Consider the following 19206-nt stretch of genomic DNA (forward strand, 5'->3'; position numbering starts at 1 on the left):
CGGGCGTCTCACGCCGGAATCAGCACCGGCGGCCGTCCCGTCGTCCAGACGGCCTCGACCGCCATCCGGCTGAAGCGCCAGCCCTCTTCGGTCCGGCGCAGTTCCGCCTCGTAGCGACCGCCCACGGTGAACAGCGGATCGTCACCCTCGTGGTGGATGTGGACCATCAGCGCGTTCCAGGACGCCCTGGCCGTGTCCGACCCGGCGTCGACGTCGGTCAGCAGGTCGGAGGCCATGTGCTGCGTGCGGGCAAACCTCTTGAGGGCCTCCTCCGTACCGCGCACGGCCTCGGCGCCCTCGAACACCCCGACGGGGGCGACCATGCGCGCGTCGTCGGTCAGGAAGTCGCGTGCCCAGCCCGACGGGAACGCGCGCTCGTCCATGGCCCGGAAGAAACGGGTGACGAGCAGGCCGATCTCGATGTGATCCTGATGTGTGGTCATGCCCTGAGCGTTCACCCTCGACCGCGGTCGAGGTCAAGGGAGACCGGGCACTTCGGGGAGGTCCGCAACCGCGCCCGCCCGCCGTCGCGTCCCCTGGCACATGATCAGAACTGCCACGCCCGCGGACCTCGACGCCATAGCCGCCCTGCACGCCGAGGCGCGCGCCACCTACTACCGGGGCCACATCCCCGACGAGGCCTTCGACGGTCCGGCCGAGCGTGCCCGCACCCGGACCGGCTGGGAGAGGGCGATCAGGCAGGGCAGGGTGTTGTGCGCGGAGCGGGACGGCGTCGTCGCGGGCACGGCCGCGTTCGGCGAGGTCGACGGCGTCATGACGCTCTCGCAGCTCCACGTCGCCCCCGCGCGCTGGCGCGCCGGCGTCGGTACCGAGCTCCACGCCGCCTGCGTCGAGGCGTGGCGGCGCGCGGGCGTGCCGGCCGCCCGCCTCGAGGTCTTCCGGGAGAACAAGCGGGCCCAGGCCTTCTACACCCACCACGGCTGGTACCCGGACCCCGACGAGCCGCTCGCCGGGAACCACCTGGTCCTCCGCTTCACGGTGCCGGCGGACGAGCAGGGGAAATGACGTGAGCCGATGATCGTCCGCCCCGCGGGGCCGCGGCGGCCTCCCGCGGAATGAGGCGGGCCCGTCCCCTGTTGAGGTGCCTGCGGAGGCGCCCCGCCCCGTCCGTCCCACCGACCCCGCCCGGCGAGCCCGGGCGGACCGCGCCCGGCGCCGCCGGCCGGCACGACCCTGGAGTGATGAAGAAGCATGCGCGTCGAGATCTGGTCCGACATCGCCTGTCCCTGGTGCTACATCGGCAAGGCCCGTTTCGAGAAGGGCCTCGACGCCTTCGCGCACCGTGACGAGGTCGAGGTCGTGCACCGCTCCTTCGAACTCGACCCCGGCCGCGACAGGGGCGACACCGCTCCGGTCGTCGACATGCTCGCGAAGAAGTACGGCCGTACCCGCGACGAGGCGCGGGCCATGGAGGAGCACGTGGCGTCCAACGCCCGCTCCGAAGGGCTGGAGTACCGCGTCGAGGGCCGCGACCACGGCAGCACCTTCGACATCCACCGGCTGCTGCACCTCGCCAAGGCCCGAGGCCGCCAGGACGAGCTCCTCACCCTCGCCTACCGGGCGAACTTCGCGGAGGAGCGGTCCGTCTTCGACCCGGCCGTGCTCGTCGCGCTCGCCGTGGAGGCGGGCCTCGACGAGCAGGAGGCACGCCGGGTCCTCGCGGACGTGAGCGCCTACGCCGACGACGTACGGACCGACGAGCGCGAAGCGGCGGAGCTTGGTGCCACCGGCGTGCCGTTCTTCGTGTTCGACCGGCGGTACGGGGTGTCGGGCGGGCAGCCTGCCGAACTGTTCACGCAGGCGCTGGAGCAGGCCTGGCAGGGGCGGGAGATCGCGTCCGCCGACGCCGACGCGGCCGTCTGCGACGCCGACAGTGCCTGCGAGGTCCCCGCGGCGGCCGACGCAGCGCAGCCGGCTTCGTGAAGCGCCGCTGAACGGTTCTGTCCAGCAGGGCGTGATTGACCCGCAGGGCCCGGGACCGCAGGGTGATCCCATGGAGACGCAGATCCTGGAGCCCACGGCCGGTGGCGAGTTCGCGCCCACGACGACGTATCTGAACACCTCGAGCTGCGGGCTGCTCCCGCGCCGTACCGTCCGTGCGGTGGCGGCGCTGGCGCAGGAGCTGGCCGACGGACGGCCGGGCGGCGCGGGCGACTTCCCGAGCGTGACCGCCGCCCGCGAGTCCTTCGCCCGCATCGCCGGCGTGCCTCACGAGAGGGTGGCCGTCGGCGGCTCGGTCTCCGTCCATGTGGGGCTGATCGCGGCTTCTCTGCCGCCGGGCTCCGAAGTGCTGTTCCCCGAAGGGGAGTACGCCTCCGTGATCACGCCGTTCACCGTGAGGGGCGACCTGAAGACGCGGTTCGCGCCGCTGGAGAGGCTGGCCGACGCGGTCCGCCCCGGCACCGCGCTCGTCGCGTTCTCGTCGGTGCAGTCCGCCGACGGCAGGGTCACCGACATGGCGGCCGTGCGCGCCGCCGCCGCGGCGCACGGGGCCCGTACGCTCCTCGACGCCAGCCAGTCGGCCGGCTGGCAGCCGCTGGCGGCGGGGGACTGGGACTACACGGTCACCGGAGGTTTCAAGTTCCTGCTCTGCCCGCGCGGGGTGTCGTTCCTGACGGTGACGGAGGACGCGCAGGAGGCGCTGCCGCCGCTGCATGCGGGGACCTTCGCCGCGGAACGGCTGTGGGAGACGACGTACGGCCCGATCGAGGAGACCGCCGCCTCGGCCCGCCGCTACGACGAGCCCCCTGCCTTCCTCTCGTACCACGGCGCCGAGCAGTCACTCGCCCTGCTGGAGGAGGTCGGCATCGGCGCGGTCGGGGCCCACGACATCGCGCTGGCACGGCGGTTCAGGGCCGGTCTCGTGGAGCTGGGCCATGAGCCGGTGCCCGCGGACTCGGCGATCGTGGCCGTGCCCGGCCTCGGCCACCGGGCCGGGGAGCTGGCCGGGGCCGGGATCCTGCTCTCCGAACGCGCGGGCAATCTGCGCGCCTCGTTCCACCTCTACAACTCGCCCGCCGACGTGGAACGCGTGCTGGACCGCCTCGCCGGTTAGGGTGCGCCGCCGGGCCCGCGCGGTTCCGGTCGGGCGAGGCGCGGTGCCGGGCGGGCGGCGGCGGGCGGTCGCGTGCCGGCCGGCGCCGAAGCCGGGTCAGTCCCCGCCGCGGCGTTCCGGGCAGTCGGCCGTCTCCGTGCACAGGTTCGTCTCGACCCTGGACAGTAGGCGCGCCAGTTCCCGCCGATCGTCCTCGTCCAGTCCGCGGAGCGTGTGCTCCTCCAGCTCCGCCCAGGCCGCCGACACGTCCGACAGGAGCGCACAGCTCCGCTCCGTCGCCTCCACGAGGACCGCACGGCGGTCGTCCGGGTCCGGGCGGCGGCGGACGTGGCCGGACTGCTCGAGGCGCTGGAGCATCTTGGTCACGGTCGACGGGTCGAGGTCGGCGGCCTTGATGAGCTCCGACTGGCGCACCGGCCCGGCGTCCCACAGGCGCATCATCACGAACTCCTGGCCCGGGTAGAGGCCCAGCCGTTTGAGCAGCTTGCCCGCGGCGATGCGGTGGAGCCGCGCCACCCGGGAGACGGCGTGGCTGACGGGGCCGCTGCTCGCGGCGTGCGGCAGCTGTCCGGTGCACGCGGGGTCGCCCTGTGCCTCCTCTGCTGTGGACATGGTGTCTCCTCGGCCGTCGTCCCTGTCCAGAATATTACCTTGGTCGGCCAATGAATGCGCTACAGTGGCGCCGAAGCCGATTACTTGGCCGACCACATAATTTTTGGGGGCTCACCGTGACCACCGCATTCGACCCGATCCAGCTCGCCGGCAAGCACCTGCGCAACCGCATCGCCATGGCGCCGATGACCCGCAGCCGCGCCTACGGCCCCGGCCTCACACCGACGCCTTCCGTCGTGGAGTACTACCGGCAGCGCGCCTCCGCCGGCCTGATCATCACGGAGGGCACCCAGCCCTCCGTGGTCGGCCAGGGCTACCCGGACACCCCGGGGCTGCACAGCGCCGAGCAGGTCACCGCCTGGCGCGAGGTCACCGACGCCGTGCACCGCGAGGGCGGCACGATCTTCGCCCAGCTGATGCACGCCGGCCGGATCGGCCACCCCGTACTGCTGCCCGACGGGCTCGTCCCGGTGGGCGTGTCAGCCGTCGCCGCGCAGGGGCAGGTCTACACGCACGAGGGACCCAAGGACTTCGTCGTACCCAGGGAACTGACCGCGCAGGAGATCCGGGCCACCATCGAGGACTTCGTGTCCGCTGCGCGCAACGCGATCGAGGCCGGCTTCGACGGAGTCGAGCTGCACGGCGCGAACGGGTATCTCATCCACCAGTTCCTCGCGCCCGGCAGCAACCGCCGCACCGACGAGTGGGGCGGCTCCGTGGAGAACCGCATCCGCTTCGCCGTCGAGGTGACCGAGGCGGTCGCCGCCGCGATCGGCGCCGAGCGCACCGCCCTGCGGATCTCACCCTCCAACCCGTACAACGACATCGACGAGCCCGAGCCGGAGGCCGCGTACACCGCGCTCGTCCAGAAGCTCGAGCCGCTCGGCCTCGGGTACCTGCACATCATCGAGACCGCCCCCGAACTGCGGGAGCTCACCCAGACGCTGCGCAAGCAGTTCTCCGGGACGATCGTGCTCAACGCCGCCACCGACGGCCCGACCGGTCACGACGCCCTGACGCTCGTCGAGGACGGCATCGCCGACGTGATCTCGTACGGTGCCCTGTTCCTCGCCAACCCGGACCTGCCCACCCGCCTCGCGGCCGGCGGCCCGTACAACACCCCGGACCCGGCCTCGTTCTTCGGCGGCGACGACAAGGGCTTCATCGACTACCCGGCGCTGACCGGCTGACCTGATCCGGAAGAGGGCGAGCGACCGGCGGCAGCCGCGCCGACGCGGACGCGGGCGGGCCGGACGCCCAGGGAGTCCGGCCCGCCCGCGCGTGTGCCGTGCGGTCACCGCACCGGAGTGAAGTCCCGCGCACCGATGAAGTCGGGCCGCGGCACCGGCGCCGCGTACGGCTCGACCGCCGTGTTCTCCACGCTGTTGAACACGATGAAGACGTTGCTGCGGGGGTACGGCGTGATGTTGTCGCCGGAGCCGTGCATGCAGTTGCAGTCGAACCAGGTCGCCGACCCGGCCCGGCCGGTGAACAACCGGATGCCGTGGTCGTCCGCGAAGCGCGTGAGCGCCTCGTCGGACGGTGTGCCGGCGTCCTGCATCTGCAGCGACTTCTTGTAGTTGTCCTTCGGCGTCTCGCCCGCGCAGCCGAGGAACGTCCTGTGCGACCCCGGCATGATCATCAGGCCGCCGTTGGTGTCGAAGTTCTCGGTCAGCGCGATGGAGACGGAGACGGTGCGCATGTTCGGCAGGCCGTCCTCCGCGTGCCACGTCTCGAAGTCCGAGTGCCAGTAGAAGCCGGAGGCGCCGAAGCCGGGCTTCACGTTGATACGGGACTGGTGGACGTACACGTCGGAGCCCAGGATCTGCCGGGCTCTGCCCACCACCCGTTCGTCGCGCACCAGCGCGGCGAACAACTCACTGAGCTTGTGGACCTCGAAGACCGACCGCACGTCCTGCGACTTCGGCTCGATGATCGAGCGCTCGTCGGCGCGCACCGCCGGGTCGCTGATCAGCCGCTCCAGCTCGGAGCGGTAGACGGCGACCTCGTCGTCCCTGATCAGCTGGTCGACGGTGAGGAAGCCGTCCCGCTCGAACCCCATGAGGTCCGCCGTGGCGATCGGGCCCGGGGCGCCGGGCGCCGACCAGACGACCGGGTCCTTGCGGGGGGTGAGCACCTCGCTGGCGCCACGCGTCGGGTACAGGTCGGTGCGTGCGGGTGCGGTGGTCATCTTTCAGCCCTCCTCGGTCAGCAGCGGGTAGACGCCGTTCTCGTCGTGGTCCTCCCGTCCGGTGACGGGGGGATTGAAGACGCAGACGCAACGGAAGTCGGTCTTGGGGCGCATGGTGTGCTTCTCGTGCCCGTCCAGCAGATACATCGTGCCGGGCTCGATCCAGTGGGTCTCGCCCGTCTCGTCGTTGGTCAGCTCGGCCTCACCCTCCACGCAGAGCACGGCCTCGATGTGGTTCGCGTACCACATCGACGTCTCCGTACCCGCGTAGAGCACGGTCTCGTGGAGCGAGAAGCCGACCTTCTCCTTGGCGAGCACGATGCGCTTGCTCTCCCAGGTGCCGGAAGCGGACTTCACATGGCGCTCGGTGTTCTCGATGTCCTTGAACGATCGGACGATCACGGTGGTTCGTCACCTCTCGGTTGTACGGGTGGTCAGGCGGTCTCTCGGACGGAGCGCGCCAGGATGCGCAGGCCCTCGTCCAGCTCGTCGGCGGAGATCGTCAGCGGCGGCAGCAGCTTCACGACCTCGCTCTCCGGCCCGGACGTCTCCAGCAGCATGCCGAGCTCGAAGGCGCGGGCGCAGACGGCGGACGCACGCGACTTGTCCTCGAACTCCATGCCCCAGACCAGGCCACGGCCGCGGAAGCTGACGCCCTCGCCGCCCATCTCGTCGACGATGGCGAGCAGCGCACGCTCGACCTGCTCGCCGCGGGCGATGGTCTGCTTCTCCATCTGCCCGTCGGCCCAGTAGGTGTTGAGCGCCGCGGCGGCGGTCACGAACGCCGGGTTGTTGCCGCGGAACGTGCCGTTGTGCTCGCCCGGCTCCCAGATGTCCAGCTCGGGCTTGAACAGGGTGAGCGCCAGGGGCAGGCCGTAGCCGCTGATGGACTTCGAGACGGTGACGATGTCCGGGACGATGCCGGCCTCCTCGAAGGAGAAGAAGCCGCCGGTGCGGCCGCAGCCCATCTGGATGTCGTCGACGATCAGCAGCATGTCCTGGCGGTGGCACAGCTCCTGCAGCGCACGCAGCCACTCGGCCCGGGCCACGTTGATGCCGCCCTCGCCCTGGACCGTCTCGACGATCACGGCGGCCGGCTTGTTCAGACCCGAACCCTGGTCCTCGAGCAGCCGCTCGAACCAGAGGAAGTCGGGGACCTGGCCGTCGAAGTAGTTGTCGAACGGCATCGGGGTGCCGTGCACCAGCGGGATACCGGCGCCGGCCCGCTTGAAGGCGTTGCCGGTGACGGCGAGCGAGCCGAGCGACATGCCGTGGAAGGCGTTGGTGAAGGAGACGACGGACTCGCGTCCCTTCACCTTGCGGGCGAGCTTCAGCGCCGCCTCGACCGCGTTGGTCCCCGTCGGCCCCGGGAACATGACCTTGTAAGGCAGGTCACGCGGCCGCAGGATCACGTTCTGGAACGACTCGAGGAACGCGCGCTTGGCGGTGGTGGCCATGTCCAGGCCGTGGGTGATGCCGTCGCGCTCGATGTAGTCGATCAGGGCGCGTTTCAGGACCGGGTTGTTGTGCCCGTAGTTCAGCGATCCGGCGCCGGCGAAGAAGTCGAGGTAGGTGTGGCCGTCCTCGTCGTGGAGGTGGCTGCCCTGGGCGCGGTCGAACACGGCGGGCCAGCCGCGGCAGTAGCTGCGCACCTCGGACTCGAGGGTCTCGAAGACGCTCAGGGCGGGCGGGGTGATGGTCACAGCGAACTCCATGGGGGTGGGGTGGGCGCGAGAGGTCAGGGATGACGCGGCGCGCGCTGGGTGCCGTGCCGGCACAGGGCGCGCGGCGGCGGTCACGCGGCGACGGGGCCGATGCGGTACAGCACTTCCGGCTGGTGCGTCCCCTCCGGGAACAGCCCGCCGTCGAAGAGGACCTCACGGCTGAGGGATGCTCCGTGGCGCTTGGCGTAGGAGGTGAACAGGGCGTCGGAGGCGGTGTTGTCCGGGGTGATGGTCGTCTCTATCTCGCGGACCCCGTGTCCGCCGGTGACCTTGGCGGTCAGTGCGTCCAGCAGGACGCCGGCCAGCCCCCGTCCCCGGTGCGCACGGTCGACGGCCACCTGCCAGACGACGAGCGCCTCCGGGCGGTCGGGGCGTACGTATCCGGTGACGAAGGCGATGGGCTCGCCGTCACGGCCTCGGGCCACGACGGAGGTGGCCGCGAAATCGCGGCACCACAGCAGGTAGCTGTACGAGGAGTTGAGGTCCAGGACCTCGGAGTCGCGGGCGATGCGCCAGATCGCGGCTCCGTCCTCCACTCGTGGGGTGCCGATCTCAAGGAATTCGTCTCGGGCTCGTACAAGGTCTTCTTGTGCGGCGGTCATGTCGATTCAATTTACCCAGCAAATTCGTGAATTGCATCGGGCCAGGGGGTTGGGTGCAGAGAGCCGTTGTGTTATCGCGCGGGCGCGAGCTCGCTGCGAATCGTCAGGCGATCGCGCGCGTTTGCCCGGATGTATCCGGGCATATCGGCCCCCGTGTGGTGTCGGTCACATGGCGGCAACCCCGTTGACACGTGATTGAATCGGCCCCGAAAACGATATGAATCCCTACGTTTAACGGTCGGGATCGGGGGCAGCAGAATGCGGGGAGCTATTTACCGGAGTGAACGTGAATTTGCTCTCGCATTTGTACGGTGCGTTTATGTGTGACCTGTGCGGGACACCGAGCACCGGTATGAGGAACCTGCCGGGAAGCGCCGCCGGGGCAAAGGCCCCGCCGGAGCGGGGCCGCCCGGCCGTCAGTCCCAGTTCTCGCCGGCTGCCCGGCGTGCGCCATCGAGGTCCACCGACCGTCCGTGCTCTGCCAGAGCGCCGCCCAGCGCCGCGAGGGACGACTGCACCACGCCACGGGTCGCGTCCACTCCGTAGTGGTTGATCCGGATCATCTCCGAGGCCAGCGGGCCGCCACCGGCCAGCACCGGCAGCGACGGGTCGGCGGCGAGCGCCTTCGCCACCAGGTCACGGGCGTCCACCCCGGCCGGGGCGCGCAGCGTCGTCGCCACCGGGGCGGCGTGCCGTGCCTCGTGCACGTAGGGGGCGATGCCGCCGCCGAGCGCCGACGCTCCCGCGCGGGTGGCCGCGGCGGCCGCCGCGTGCCGGGCCGTCACGGCGTCCAGGCCCTCCGACCCGATCCGCTCGAGGCACGCCTCGAGCGCCAGCATCTCCAGCTGCGCGGGTGCGTGCAGCAGGGCCTTGCGCCCACCGTCGATCCAGCGCTGCTTCCAGTCGAGCAGCGACAGGTACGAGCCGCGGGGCGCGGCCGGGTTGGCGGCGATACGCTCCCAGGCCCGCTCGCTCACCGACACGGCGGAGACGCCGGCCGGGCCGCCCATCGCCTTCTGAGCGCCGATCACGCACAGGTCCACGCCCCAGGCGTCGGGAAGGAGGGGCTCCGCGGCCACGGACGCGACCGCGTCCAGCATGAACAGCGCGCCGTGCGCCCGTACGACCTCGCCGATCTCCGCGACGGGGTTGGTGTTGCCCGTCGCCGCCTCGGCGTGCACCAGGGAGACGAAGTCGATCTCCGGGTGCTCGGCCAACGCCTGCGCCACCTGCTCGGCACTCACCGCCGTGTGGAAGGGGACCTCGAGGTCCACGACGTCGGCGCCGCAGTCGCGCAGCCAGTTGCCGAAGGTCTGGCCGTAGGGGCCGGTGACGACGTTCAGCGCCGTCGAACCGGGGTGCGCGCCGCCGCGGATGCAGCCCTCGAGGGGCAGCAGGGCCTCGCCCTGCATCACGACCACGTCCTGTTCCGTGCCGAGCAGCGCCGCGACCCGGCGCTCGATGGACGCGAAGTGCGCGGCGGTCAGCGGGGCGAGGTCCAGCAGCGGGTGTGTCACGGCGGTGCTCGGTTTCTCTCGGTCGTCCGGACGGTGTTCCCACCAGGGCCGGACGGTGTTCGGACAGTGTTCGGGCTCTCGCTCGAGAGTACCGAGGGCCTCGTACAGTTCCTGGCATGAGCGATCACACGGTGCTGCATGTGAAGGGGCGGGTGCTCGTCGGGCCCGAGGAGGTGCGGGACGAACTGTGGGCGGTCGACGGCCGGATCACCTTCGAACGTCCCCGCGCCGAGGCGGTCACCGTGCACGGCTGGGCGCTGCCCGGACTCGTCGACGCCCACTGCCACGTCGGCCTCGACCACCACGGCCCGGTCGACGCCGCGACGAGCGAGAAGCAGGCACTCACCGACCGCGAGGCGGGCACGCTGCTGATCCGCGACGCGGGATCCCCCTCCGACACCCGGTGGATCGACGAGCGCGAGGACCTGCCGAAGATCATCCGGGCGGGCAGGCACATCGCCCGCACCCGCCGCTACATCCGCAACTACGCGCACGAGATCGAGCCCGAGGACCTGGTGGCGTACGTCGCGCGGGAGGCCCGGCGCGGCGACGGCTGGGTCAAGCTCGTCGGTGACTGGATCGACCGGGACGCCGGTGACCTCACCGCCTGCTGGCCGCGCGGGGCGGTGGAGGCGGCCATCGCGGAGGCCCACCGGCTGGATGCCCGGGTGACGGCGCACTGCTTCGCGGAGGACTCGCTGCGCGACCTCGTCGAGGCGGGTATCGACTGCATCGAGCACGCGACCGGGCTCACGGAGGAGACGATCCCGCTGTTCGCGGAGCGCGGCGTCGCCATCGTCCCGACCCTGGTCAACATCGCCACCTTCCCCGGTCTCGCCGCGGGCGGGGAGTCCCGGTTCCCCCGCTGGTCCGCCCACATGCGCCGGCTGTACGAGCGCCGCTACGACACCGTGCGCGCGGCCTACGACGCGGGCGTGCCGGTCTTCGTCGGCACGGACGCCGGCGGTTCCCTCGCGCACGGGCTGGTGGCCGCGGAGGTCTCCGAGCTGGTGAAGGCCGGCATCCCGCCGCTCGAGGCCCTGTCGGCGACCACGTGGGGAGCCAGGAGCTGGCTGGGCCGCCCGGCGCTGGAGGAGGGCGCCCCGGCCGACCTGGTGGTGTACGACGAGGACCCGCGGGCCGATGTACGGGTGCTCGCGGCGCCGGGCCGGATCGTCCTCGACGGGCGGATCGTCGGCTGACCTCCGCGGAAGGGGACCTCCGCGGAAGGGGACCTCCGCGGAGGACCTCCGCGGAGGCGATTCCCAGGGAGGCGGTTCCGTGGAAGGGTGCGGCGCCAGGTTGACAGGGCGTTACCGGGTGCGGTCAGCGGTCGTTGAGGCACTCAACTCCCGTTGCCGGGAGGCGTCGCGCGCGCCCGTGGCACTGGACCGGCGCACCACCCTTGGGCCGTAACAGGTGCGCCGTAGGGGAACGCACGTGCCTCAAGAATCGAATACGAACGCGGAAACCCCACTTTAGGGTGAACTCACGTCAGGTGTCTGTCGGTTCACTCTCCGTGCGTAAAGATTTCGGTGTCCCGGTCGCCGCCGTCCACGTGTCCCCGTGGGGCGGCAGGCGACTCCATGTCTCCGTGGGGGTTCCACCACCGTGAACAGCAACACCTTCCGCACGCCCGCACGCAAGGCCGCGGCGGTGACGGCCGCCGTCGCTATGGCCGCCACGCCGGTGGCACTCGCCGGCCCCGCCCACGCCACCGGCGGCGGTGAGGGAAGTGCCACCGCGGTGGTGCTCCGTACCGGCCTGGACGTCTCCCTGCTCGACAAGACCGTCCATGTACCGCTCAGGACGACCCTCAACGAGGTCCGGGCCCCCGGCAGCGCCGAGAAGACCGCGCTGAGCGTCGAATTGGACGGTGTGGGGAAGGGTGGGCAGGTCCAGGTGCTGCGTGCGGACGTGGCGACCTCGAAGGCCACGGTAGAGAGCGGCAAGGCCGAGGCCCGCACCGATCTCGTCAACGCCACGGTGCACGTGCCCGGTCTGCCGCTGCTGTCGCTGATCGAGGTCGAGCAGGTCACGTCGAAGGCCGTCTGCGAGACGGGGCGTCAGCCCGTCGCCGAGTCGAACCTGCTGGGCAAGGTAAGGGTCCTCGGCAAGAAGGTCACCCTCAGCACGGGCGGCCCGACGCGCGTCGCGGTGCCCGGCGTGGGCGAGGTGAGCCTCGAGCTGTCCAAGACCCGCACCACGTCCCGTACGGCCGCCGCGACGGCCCTGCAGCTGAAGGTCGCCGTCAACCCCCTGGAGCTGAACGTCGCCGAGGTCGACGGCGAGGTGACGCTCGCGGAGGCGACCTGCGAGACGCCCGGCGCGTCGTCCGGCGGGACCGCGAAGCCGGCCGAGCCGGCGCCCCCCGCGGACGACAGGCCGGCGGACGACAAGCCGGCCGACGAGAAGCCCGCCGACGGGATCTCCGCCCAGTCGGGCGAGCAGCCCGGCGAGGACAACCTCGCGGCGACCGGCGGCAGTTCCACCACGCCGTACCTCGCGGGCGGCGCGGCCGTTCTGCTCGCCGCCGGTGCCGCGGCGACCTTCATCGGTCGTCGCCGCTCCAGGGGCTGACGCCCGGCCACGGCGGCCGGGTCCCTCGATGATGGGAGAGGGGTCCCGGCCGCCACCACCTCCGTACCCGGGCAGCACCCGGGTGCGCCGGGCACCGGGAGCTGCCCGGGAGCGCCGGCGTCGTGGCGCGCCGGTGCCGTCAGTGGCCGACCATCGTCAGCGCCTGGTCGAGTGCCTGGAGGAAACGGTTCGTCGTGACGCGGTCGCGCACCGCGAGCCGTAGCCACTGGTCGTCGAGGCCGGGGAACGTGTCCCCCCGCCTGGCCGCGAAACCGAGCAGCCGCAACCGATCCCGCACCTGCGCCGCACGCCGCACCCGTACGAGGACGAACGGCCCCTCGGCCGCCTCCACAGCCCGGACCTCCTCGAACTCGGCCAGCCCCGCCAGCAGATGGGCACGGTCCGCGGTGATCCGCAGCGATGCCACCTCCGCCTCGGCCAGCGCCGCCGGGCCCATGCAGGCCTCCGCCGCGACCAGCGCCGGCGTCGACACCGGCCACAGCGGCTGCGCCCGCTCCAGTGCAGCGATCGTCCGCGGCTCCGCCAGCACATAGCCGATCCGCAGGCCGGCGAGCCCCCATGTCTTGGTGAGGCTGCGCAGCACCACGAGGCCGGGTACGTCCGTCCGCCCCGCCAGCGCCTCGCGTTCGCCCGGCACCGCGTCCATGAACGCCTCGTCCACCACGAGCAGGCGCCCGGGGCGGGCCAGCAGGGCTATGTCCTCCGCGGCGTGCAGCACGGACGTCGGATTGGTCGGATTGCCGATGACGACCATGTCCGCCTCGTCCGGCACGGCCTTCGGGTCGAGCCGGAAGCCGTCCTCCTCGCGCAGCAGCAGCCGCTCCACGGCATGGCCCGCGTCGCGCAGCGCCGCCTCCGGCTCCGTGAACTGCGGGTGCACCACCAGAGGCCGCCGCACCGGAAGCGCGCGCGCCAGCAGCACGAACGCCTCCGCCGCGCCCGCCGTCAGCAGGACGTGGTCCTCCGGCAGCCCGTGCCTGCGGGCGACGGCGGCGCGGGCTGCCCGGCCGTCCGGGTACGCGGCGAGCGAGCCCAGCGAAGCCGTGATGCACTCGCGCAGCCAGCTCGGAGGCGTGCCGGTACGGACGTTGACGGCGAGGTCGATCAGACCCGCCGCGCCGTCCCGCACCTCCGCGTCGCCGTGGTGCCGCAGATCGTGCCCGTCGGAACGCTGCGCCGGATCCTCCGGGCGCTCGGGGTGCTCAGCGTGCCTGTACATGGCTGCCGTGCCGTGGTGGGGGAGAGCTGGTCACGGAAGTCTCCTCGGTGTGGGGGCGAACAATGAGGGATCGAACAGAGGTGAACAAACGCACGGACATCATGTCCTCTGCGGCCGCGTCACGGCAGTGGTCGACGACGTCCGCAACCCCAGGCGGGCGATCGCGCACGTCACACCGGCGGGCCGTCCCGACGGCGCGGACCGCCTTTTGGGGATCAGCAGTTGGCCGCCGCCCGCCAGTGCAGCGGCCTCGGCGACCGACGGTGTCCCCACCGCACGCAGTGCGGCGCGGGACCGGTTCTCCACGGGAACCCGCGCCAAACGCTCCGAGCTGTACGTCCACAGCGGAACGCCCAGGCGCTCCGCGGCGCCCAGCAGGCCGGGTTCCGCCGCTTTCACGTCGACGGTCGCCAGGGCCACCACGTCGGCCGCGGGCAGCCGCGCGTCGCGCAGCGCCTCCTCGATCAGGCCGTGCACCTCGTCGGCCGGCACGCCGCGTGACGCGCCGACACCGACGACGAGGCCCCCCGACCCTGCGGCGGAGCCCGCCGTCGTGCCGGTCGTGGTGCCGGCCGTCGGACCGGTCCGGGTTCCGCTCGTGCCGGCCGTCGGGCCGGTCGTGGAGCCGCTCGGCGACCCGGCCATGGCATCGTTCACGAGGCGGCTCCCCGGTCGGCGGCAGACGGCCGGTCAGCGGCTCTTCCGACCGCGGCCGGCGCCCTGTCAACCGGGTGCCCCGGACGCACAGCGATGTGCGGGACGGTCCCGGGATCGGCTAGCAAGGGCGCATGGCGGTGATCGTCGCGCTCGGCGCGTTCCTGATGACGCTCTTCGGAGGCTGGACGGCCGGTCGTGTCACCGACCGCCGTCACCTCGTGCTGGGCCTGGCCGGCGGGCTGATGCTCGGTGTCGTCGGACTCGAGTTGCTGCCCGAGGCGCTGGAGGCCGCGGGCGGACCGGTGCTGGGCGTGCCGCAGGCCCTGCTGCTGTTCGTCGGCGGCTTCCTCACGGCGCACATGGTCGAACGGCTGCTGGCCGTACGGCAGGCGGCGCACGGAGCGGACCACCGCGTGCCGCAGGTGGGCCTGACGGCGGCCGCGGCGATGGTCGCCCACAGCCTGATGGACGGCATCGCGCTCGGCGTCGCGTTCCAGGTCGGCGGCGGGATGGGCGCGGCCGTGGCGCTCGCCGTCGTCACCCACGACTTCGCCGACGGGTTCAACACGTACACGATCACCAGCCTGTACGGGAACACCCGCCGCAAGGCGAACATGATGCTCCTCGCCGACGCTGCCGCCCCCGTCGTCGGCGCGGCGTCGACCGTGCTGTTCACTCTTCCTGAGGATCTTCTCGGCAGCTACCTCGGCTTCTTCGGCGGTGCGCTGCTGTACCTTGCCGCCGCCGAGATCCTGCCCGAGGCCCACCATGAACACCCGGCCCGCTCCACCCTGTTGTGCACCGTCGCGGGAGTGGGCTTCATCTGGCTGGTCGTCGGCATCGCCGAATGAGCCCGTCGCCTCCCTGGATCTTCCCCCGCTCATGTGCCGCACGCCGCCACGAACCGGGCGGCCACCTCCGGCCGCGACGCCCAGTGCGTGTGCAAGTAGCTGGCGTGCACGCCCTGCTGTACGAAGCCCTCGACCCGGCGCTCCGGCCGCACCATGCCCCACGCGGGCACCGGCCCCGCGCCCGGCTCCAGCACCGTGCGGTGGAACTCGTGGCCCCGCAGCCGCGTTCCCGCCGCCGCGAGCGGGCTGTCGCTCACCGCGACGGCCTCCCGGTAGCCGAGGGTCAGCCGCCCCGACATGCGCGCGTCGGCGTCCAGGACGCCGCACATGGGCCTGCCGTCCAGGGACCGGGCCAGGTAGAGCAGCCCCGCGCACTCGGCCGCGACCGGCGCGCCCGAGCGCGCCAGTTCGGCGACCGCCTTGCGCAGTGGCTCGTTCGCGGACAGCTCGGGCGCGTACACCTCGGGGAAGCCGCCGCCGATGACGACGCCACGGGTCCCCTCGGGGAGTTGTTCGTCCCGGAGCGGGTCGAAGGCCACGACCTCGGCCCCGGCGGACCGCAGCAGTTCCACGTGCTCGGCGTACGAGAACGTGAACGCGGCGCCGCCGGCGACCGCCACGACCGGCCGCACGGCCCCGGAACCCGGGGCGGGGGACGCGACCGCGCCCCCGGCGTGCGGCCCTGCCTCGAACCCGGGCTCCCACGCCTGCGCGTGCAACGGAGGTGCGCTGCGCGCCAGCGCCAGCAGCCCGTCGAGGTCGCACCCCGCCCGCACCTGCTCGGCCATCGACGCCACCGCGTCCACCGCCTCCGCCTGCCGTTCGGCGACCGGCACCAGACCCAGGTGACGCGACGGCGTCGCCACCTCGGCCGCCCGCCGCAGTACCCCGAGCACCGGCACGCCCGAGCCGCCGAGCGCCTCCCGCAGCAGGTGCTCGTGCCGGTCGGTGGCGACCTTGTTGAGGATCACCCCGCCGATCCGTACCTCCGGGTCCCACGACGCGAACCCGTGCACCAGCGCCGCCACCGACCGGGACTGCGACGACGCGTCCACCACCAGCACCACAGGCGCGCGCAGCAGCTTCGCCACCTGCGCGGTCGAGGCCAGCTCGCCCTGGTCGGCGGCTCCGTCGTACAGCCCCATCACGCCCTCGACGACGGCGAGTTCGCAGCCTTCGGCACCGTGCCGGAACAGCGGGGCGACCAGCTCGGTACCGCACAGATAGGCGTCGAGGTTGCGGCCCGGCCGCCCGGTGGCCAGCGCGTGGTAGCCGGGGTCGATGTAGTCCGGGCCCACCTTGTGCGGGGAGACCCTGAGCCCGGCCGCCGTGAACGCGGCCATCAGGCCCGTCGCGACCGTTGTCTTGCCCGCGCCGGAGGACGGCGCGGCGATGACGAGACGTGCTACCACTCGATGCCCCGCTGGCCCTTCTGACCCGCGTCCATCGGGTGCTTGACCTTCGACATGTCCGTGACCAGGTCGGCGAAGTCGATCAGCTTCTGCGGCGCGTTGCGGCCGGTGATCACCACATGCTGGGTACCGGGCCGCCCGCGCAGCACCTCGATCACCTCGTCGGTGTCGATCCAGCCCCAGTGCAGCGGGTAAGCGAACTCGTCGAGCACGTACAGCTTGTGTGTCTCGGCGGCCAGGTCCCGCTTGACCTGCTCCCAGCCCTCACGGGCCTTGTCCTCGTTGGACTGCTCGCCCTCCGCGGGGGCGCGCTGGATCCACGACCAGCCCTCGCCCATCTTGTGCCAGGCGACCGTGCCGCCCTCGCCGCTCGCGCCCAGTACCTTGAGCGCGTTCTCCTCGCCGACCTTCCACTTCGCCGACTTGACGAACTGGAACACCCCGACCGGCCAGCCCTGGTTCCAGGCCCGCAGTGCCAGCCCGAAGGCGGCCGTCGACTTGCCCTTGCCGATGCCCGTGTGCACGAACACCAGCGGACGGTTGCGGCGCTGGCGGGTGGTGAGTCCGTCGTCCGGTACGACGGACGGCTGTCCCTGCGGCATTACGCGGCCCTCCTTGTGGCGGATACGTCCCGGACGTCCTTGACGAGTCCGGCGATCGATTCGGCCCGCAGTTCGTCGAGAGTGACGGCGCTGCCGCCCAGCTCCCGCGCGAGTGTGCCGGCCAGACCGAGCCGCACCGGCCCGGCCTCACAGTCCAGGACGACGGCCGCGGTTCCCTCCGCTGCGTGCAGCCGTGCGGCGCGCAGGGCCGGCGTGAACGCGTCCCCCGACCCCGCGGCCGTGGCCCGGCCGTCGGTGACCACCACCAACAGCGGACGACGCGACGGATCACGCAGCCGCTCGATGCGCAGCACGTCCTGCGCCTTGAGCAGTCCCTGCGCCAGCGGCGTACGGCCGCCCGTGGGCAGCGACTCCAGCCGGGCCGCCGCCGCGTCCACCGAGGACGTGGGCGGCAGCGCCAGCTCCGCGCCCTTGCCGCGGAAGGTGATCAGCCCCACCTTGTCGCGCCGCTGGTACGCGTCGAGCAGCAGGGACAGCACCGCGCCCTTGACCGCGCCCATCCGCTTCCTGGCCGCCATGGAACCGGACGCGTCGACCACGAACAGCACGAGGTTCCCCTCACGGCCCTCTCGGGTCGCCTGCCGCATGTCGTCCCGGCGGACCACCAGCCCCGGGCCGCTGCGCCCGCGGGCACGCTGATGCGGAGCAGCGGCCTGCACGGTGGCCGTCAGGTGCAGCTTGGTGAGTGCGCCCTGGGGCCGTCGTGCGCCGGTGGTACGGCCGTGCTCGGTACGCGCCCGGGACCTGCGCCCCGCCGCGCCCTCGCCCAGGCCGGGCACGCTGAGCATCTTGGTACGGAAGGGCTCCGTGGCCCGCGCGGGCTGCTGCTCGGCGCCCGTGCCCGGCGCCGGTACCGGCGCCTGCCCGGTCTCCGGCGCGGACCCGGCCGCGTCACTCCTGTCCGGTCCGCTGCCCTGCGGGGGCACCCCGCCGCCTCCACCGTCGGGCCCGCCCTCCGGACCGGGATCCGGACCCGGGTCGGTCGGGTCCGGATCGGTCGGGTCCGGCTCCCCGTCCGGCTCGTCGTGCCCGCCGAACTCGTCCAGCGTCTCGTCCAGTTTGCTCTCGTCCAGCCCGGGCGCGTCGAAGGGATTGCGACGCCTGCGGTGCGGCAGCGCCAGCAGCGCGGCCTGCCGGACGTCCTCCTCCGTGACCTCTTCCCGGCCCGCCCACGCGGCCAGCGCGGTCGCCGTACGGGCCATCACGATGTCCGCGCGCATGCCGTCCACCTCGAACGCCGCGCAGGTCGCCGCGATCTGACGCAGCGCCACATCGCCGAGAACCACCCGCGGCAGCAATTCCCGCGCCGCCACGATCCGCTCGCGCAGCGCCGCCTCCTCGCCGGCCCAGCGCGCCGCGAAGCCGGCAGGGTCGTCGTCGTACGCGAGCCTGCGCCGTACGACCTCGACCCGCAGGCCGGGGTCGCGGGAGGCCGCGACCTCCACGGTGAGGCCGAAGCGGTCCAGCAACTGCGGCCGCAACTCACCCTCCTCGGGGTTCATGGTCCCGACGAGCAGGAAGCGGGAGGCGTGCCGTACGGAGACGCCCTCACGCTCGACGTACGAAGCGCCCATGGCGGCGGCGTCCAGCAACAGGTCGACGAGGTGGTCGTGCAGCAGATTGACCTCGTCGACGTACAGCAGCCCCCGGTGCGCGTCCGCGAGCAGGCCGGGCTCGAACGCCTTCACGCCCTCGGCGAGCGCCCGCTCGATGTCGAGCGCCCCGACGAGCCGGTCCTCGGAAGCGCCGACGGGCAGTTCCACCATGCGCGTCGGCCGTGCCACGCCCGCTCCCGCCTCGTGCGGGCCGTCCGGACATGCCGGGTCCGGGGCGGCGGGGGCGCAGGAGAACCGGCACCCGCCGACCACGTCGACGTCCGGCATGAGGGACGCGAGCGCCCGCACGGCGGTCGACTTGGCGGTCCCCTTCTCGCCGCGCACGAGCACGCCGCCGACCGCCGGACTGACCGCGTTGAGCAGCAGGGCCAGCCGCAGATCGTCCATCCCGACGACCGCGGTGAACGGATAGGGGGTGCTCATCGCCTGATCACTCCTTCGCTGGAGCCGCGGAGCGGCTCGCCTGTGCCCTGCCGGATTCGGCGGGCCGATTGCCCGGCGCCCG

At 72.5% G+C, this 19206-nt stretch carries 19 protein-coding genes; 7 read left to right on the forward strand and 12 right to left on the reverse strand.

Annotated elements, in window-relative coordinates; genetic code table 11:
- Window positions 1-8: 8 nt before the first annotated feature.
- The gene (locus tag GLX30_RS27100; RefSeq protein ID WP_167306873.1) at window positions 9-443 is read right to left on the reverse strand and encodes a nuclear transport factor 2 family protein; all 435 of its coding nucleotides are present in this window, start codon (window positions 441-443) and stop codon (window positions 9-11) included.
- 100 nt (window positions 444-543) lie between these two features.
- Here GLX30_RS27100 and GLX30_RS27105 point away from each other — a divergent pair, with 100 nt between their 5' ends.
- From GLX30_RS27105 to GLX30_RS27115, 3 genes are all read left to right on the forward strand, one after another.
- Complete coding sequence (locus GLX30_RS27105) at window positions 544-1026, forward strand: GNAT family N-acetyltransferase (RefSeq protein ID WP_159693195.1); 483 nt, start codon at window positions 544-546, stop codon at window positions 1024-1026.
- Window positions 1027-1212: 186 nt separating this feature from the next.
- Complete coding sequence (locus tag GLX30_RS27110) at window positions 1213-1944, forward strand: DsbA family oxidoreductase (RefSeq protein WP_159693197.1); 732 nt, start codon at window positions 1213-1215, stop codon at window positions 1942-1944.
- A gap of 70 nt (window positions 1945-2014) precedes the next feature.
- Complete coding sequence (locus GLX30_RS27115) at window positions 2015-3076, forward strand: aminotransferase class V-fold PLP-dependent enzyme (protein ID WP_159693199.1); 1062 nt, start codon at window positions 2015-2017, stop codon at window positions 3074-3076.
- A 96-nt stretch (window positions 3077-3172) separates the two neighbouring features.
- Here the strand turns inward: GLX30_RS27115 and GLX30_RS27120 are convergent, their stop codons facing one another.
- Window positions 3173-3688, reverse strand: a complete 516-nt coding sequence (locus GLX30_RS27120; RefSeq protein ID WP_159693201.1) for a MarR family winged helix-turn-helix transcriptional regulator — start codon at window positions 3686-3688, stop codon at window positions 3173-3175.
- A 116-nt stretch (window positions 3689-3804) separates the two neighbouring features.
- Here GLX30_RS27120 and GLX30_RS27125 point away from each other — a divergent pair, with 116 nt between their 5' ends.
- Window positions 3805-4878 (forward strand): alkene reductase, encoded by a 1074-nt coding sequence (locus GLX30_RS27125; RefSeq protein ID WP_159693203.1) that lies wholly within the window; start codon window positions 3805-3807, stop codon window positions 4876-4878.
- 104 nt (window positions 4879-4982) lie between these two features.
- Here GLX30_RS27125 and thpD read toward each other — a convergent pair whose 3' ends face one another.
- The 5 genes from thpD to GLX30_RS27150 all read right to left on the reverse strand — a co-directional run bounded on the left by thpD (window position 4983) and on the right by GLX30_RS27150 (window position 9722).
- On the reverse strand, window positions 4983-5879 hold the full coding sequence (thpD, locus tag GLX30_RS27130) for an ectoine hydroxylase (protein ID WP_159693205.1): 897 nt from the start codon (window positions 5877-5879) through the stop codon (window positions 4983-4985).
- A gap of 3 nt (window positions 5880-5882) precedes the next feature.
- A complete protein-coding gene (locus GLX30_RS27135) occupies window positions 5883-6281 on the reverse strand; it encodes an ectoine synthase (protein WP_005319062.1) in 399 nt (132 codons plus the stop codon).
- Between the two features lie 32 nt (window positions 6282-6313).
- The gene (gene ectB / locus GLX30_RS27140; protein ID WP_159695275.1) at window positions 6314-7582 is read right to left on the reverse strand and encodes a diaminobutyrate--2-oxoglutarate transaminase; all 1269 of its coding nucleotides are present in this window, start codon (window positions 7580-7582) and stop codon (window positions 6314-6316) included.
- 92 nt (window positions 7583-7674) lie between these two features.
- On the reverse strand, window positions 7675-8205 hold the full coding sequence (gene ectA, locus GLX30_RS27145; protein ID WP_159693207.1) for a diaminobutyrate acetyltransferase: 531 nt from the start codon (window positions 8203-8205) through the stop codon (window positions 7675-7677).
- Window positions 8206-8621: 416 nt separating this feature from the next.
- Window positions 8622-9722, reverse strand: coding sequence for an aminotransferase class V-fold PLP-dependent enzyme (locus GLX30_RS27150; RefSeq protein WP_159693209.1), 1101 nt, complete (start codon window positions 9720-9722; stop codon window positions 8622-8624).
- A gap of 116 nt (window positions 9723-9838) precedes the next feature.
- Between GLX30_RS27150 and GLX30_RS27155 the strand changes: the two genes are divergently transcribed.
- Both GLX30_RS27155 and GLX30_RS27160 read left to right on the forward strand, forming a co-directional pair.
- The gene (locus tag GLX30_RS27155; RefSeq protein ID WP_159693211.1) at window positions 9839-10924 is read left to right on the forward strand and encodes an amidohydrolase family protein; all 1086 of its coding nucleotides are present in this window, start codon (window positions 9839-9841) and stop codon (window positions 10922-10924) included.
- 409 nt (window positions 10925-11333) lie between these two features.
- Window positions 11334-12302, forward strand: a complete 969-nt coding sequence (locus GLX30_RS27160) for an SCO1860 family LAETG-anchored protein (protein ID WP_167306874.1) — start codon at window positions 11334-11336, stop codon at window positions 12300-12302.
- Window positions 12303-12441: 139 nt separating this feature from the next.
- Here the strand turns inward: GLX30_RS27160 and cobC are convergent, their stop codons facing one another.
- Window positions 12442-13542 (reverse strand): Rv2231c family pyridoxal phosphate-dependent protein CobC, encoded by a 1101-nt coding sequence (gene cobC / locus GLX30_RS27165; RefSeq protein ID WP_159693215.1) that lies wholly within the window; start codon window positions 13540-13542, stop codon window positions 12442-12444.
- Between the two features lie 99 nt (window positions 13543-13641).
- Window positions 13642-14199 (reverse strand): cobalamin biosynthesis protein, encoded by a 558-nt coding sequence (locus tag GLX30_RS27170; protein ID WP_244258291.1) that lies wholly within the window; start codon window positions 14197-14199, stop codon window positions 13642-13644.
- Window positions 14200-14330: 131 nt separating this feature from the next.
- Between GLX30_RS27170 and GLX30_RS27175 the strand changes: the two genes are divergently transcribed.
- The gene (locus GLX30_RS27175; protein WP_159693217.1) at window positions 14331-15050 is read left to right on the forward strand and encodes a ZIP family metal transporter; all 720 of its coding nucleotides are present in this window, start codon (window positions 14331-14333) and stop codon (window positions 15048-15050) included.
- A gap of 29 nt (window positions 15051-15079) precedes the next feature.
- On the opposite strand, the gene GLX30_RS27180 is transcribed toward GLX30_RS27175, so the two are convergent.
- Genes GLX30_RS27180 through GLX30_RS27190 form a run of 3 tightly spaced genes read right to left on the reverse strand, consistent with a single transcriptional unit; the run spans window position 15080 to window position 19124 of the window.
- On the reverse strand, window positions 15080-16462 hold the full coding sequence (locus GLX30_RS27180) for a cobyrinate a,c-diamide synthase (RefSeq protein WP_159693219.1): 1383 nt from the start codon (window positions 16460-16462) through the stop codon (window positions 15080-15082).
- A complete protein-coding gene (gene cobO, locus GLX30_RS27185) occupies window positions 16456-17064 on the reverse strand; it encodes a cob(I)yrinic acid a,c-diamide adenosyltransferase (RefSeq protein WP_053557448.1) in 609 nt (202 codons plus the stop codon). The genes GLX30_RS27180 and cobO overlap by 7 nt, the downstream gene beginning before the upstream one ends.
- On the reverse strand, window positions 17064-19124 hold the full coding sequence (locus GLX30_RS27190) for a putative cobaltochelatase (protein WP_159693221.1): 2061 nt from the start codon (window positions 19122-19124) through the stop codon (window positions 17064-17066). The genes cobO and GLX30_RS27190 overlap by 1 nt, the downstream gene beginning before the upstream one ends.
- Window positions 19125-19206 lie beyond the last annotated feature (82 nt).

Source organism: Streptomyces sp. Tu 2975 (assembly GCF_009832925.1).
GTDB lineage: Bacteria > Actinomycetota > Actinomycetes > Streptomycetales > Streptomycetaceae > Streptomyces.

Excerpts from the sequence above, each read along its gene's own strand:
- cobC (WP_159693215.1), bottom strand. The coding sequence starts at position 13,542 with ATGTACAGGCACGCTGAGCACCCCGAGCGCCCGGAGGATCCGGCGCAG.
- GLX30_RS27175 (WP_159693217.1), top strand. The coding sequence starts at position 14,331 with ATGGCGGTGATCGTCGCGCTCGGCGCGTTCCTGATGACGCTCTTCGGA.
- GLX30_RS27120 (WP_159693201.1), bottom strand. The coding sequence starts at position 3,688 with ATGTCCACAGCAGAGGAGGCACAGGGCGACCCCGCGTGCACCGGACAG.
- GLX30_RS27105 (WP_159693195.1), top strand. The coding sequence starts at position 544 with ATGATCAGAACTGCCACGCCCGCGGACCTCGACGCCATAGCCGCCCTG.
- cobO (WP_053557448.1), bottom strand. The coding sequence starts at position 17,064 with ATGCCGCAGGGACAGCCGTCCGTCGTACCGGACGACGGACTCACCACC.
- GLX30_RS27155 (WP_159693211.1), top strand. The coding sequence starts at position 9,839 with ATGAGCGATCACACGGTGCTGCATGTGAAGGGGCGGGTGCTCGTCGGG.
- ectA (WP_159693207.1), bottom strand. The coding sequence starts at position 8,205 with ATGACCGCCGCACAAGAAGACCTTGTACGAGCCCGAGACGAATTCCTT.
- GLX30_RS27115 (WP_159693199.1), top strand. The coding sequence starts at position 2,015 with ATGGAGACGCAGATCCTGGAGCCCACGGCCGGTGGCGAGTTCGCGCCC.
- thpD (WP_159693205.1), bottom strand. The coding sequence starts at position 5,879 with ATGACCACCGCACCCGCACGCACCGACCTGTACCCGACGCGTGGCGCC.
- GLX30_RS27100 (WP_167306873.1), bottom strand. The coding sequence starts at position 443 with ATGACCACACATCAGGATCACATCGAGATCGGCCTGCTCGTCACCCGT.
- GLX30_RS27190 (WP_159693221.1), bottom strand. The coding sequence starts at position 19,124 with ATGAGCACCCCCTATCCGTTCACCGCGGTCGTCGGGATGGACGATCTG.
- GLX30_RS27110 (WP_159693197.1), top strand. The coding sequence starts at position 1,213 with ATGCGCGTCGAGATCTGGTCCGACATCGCCTGTCCCTGGTGCTACATC.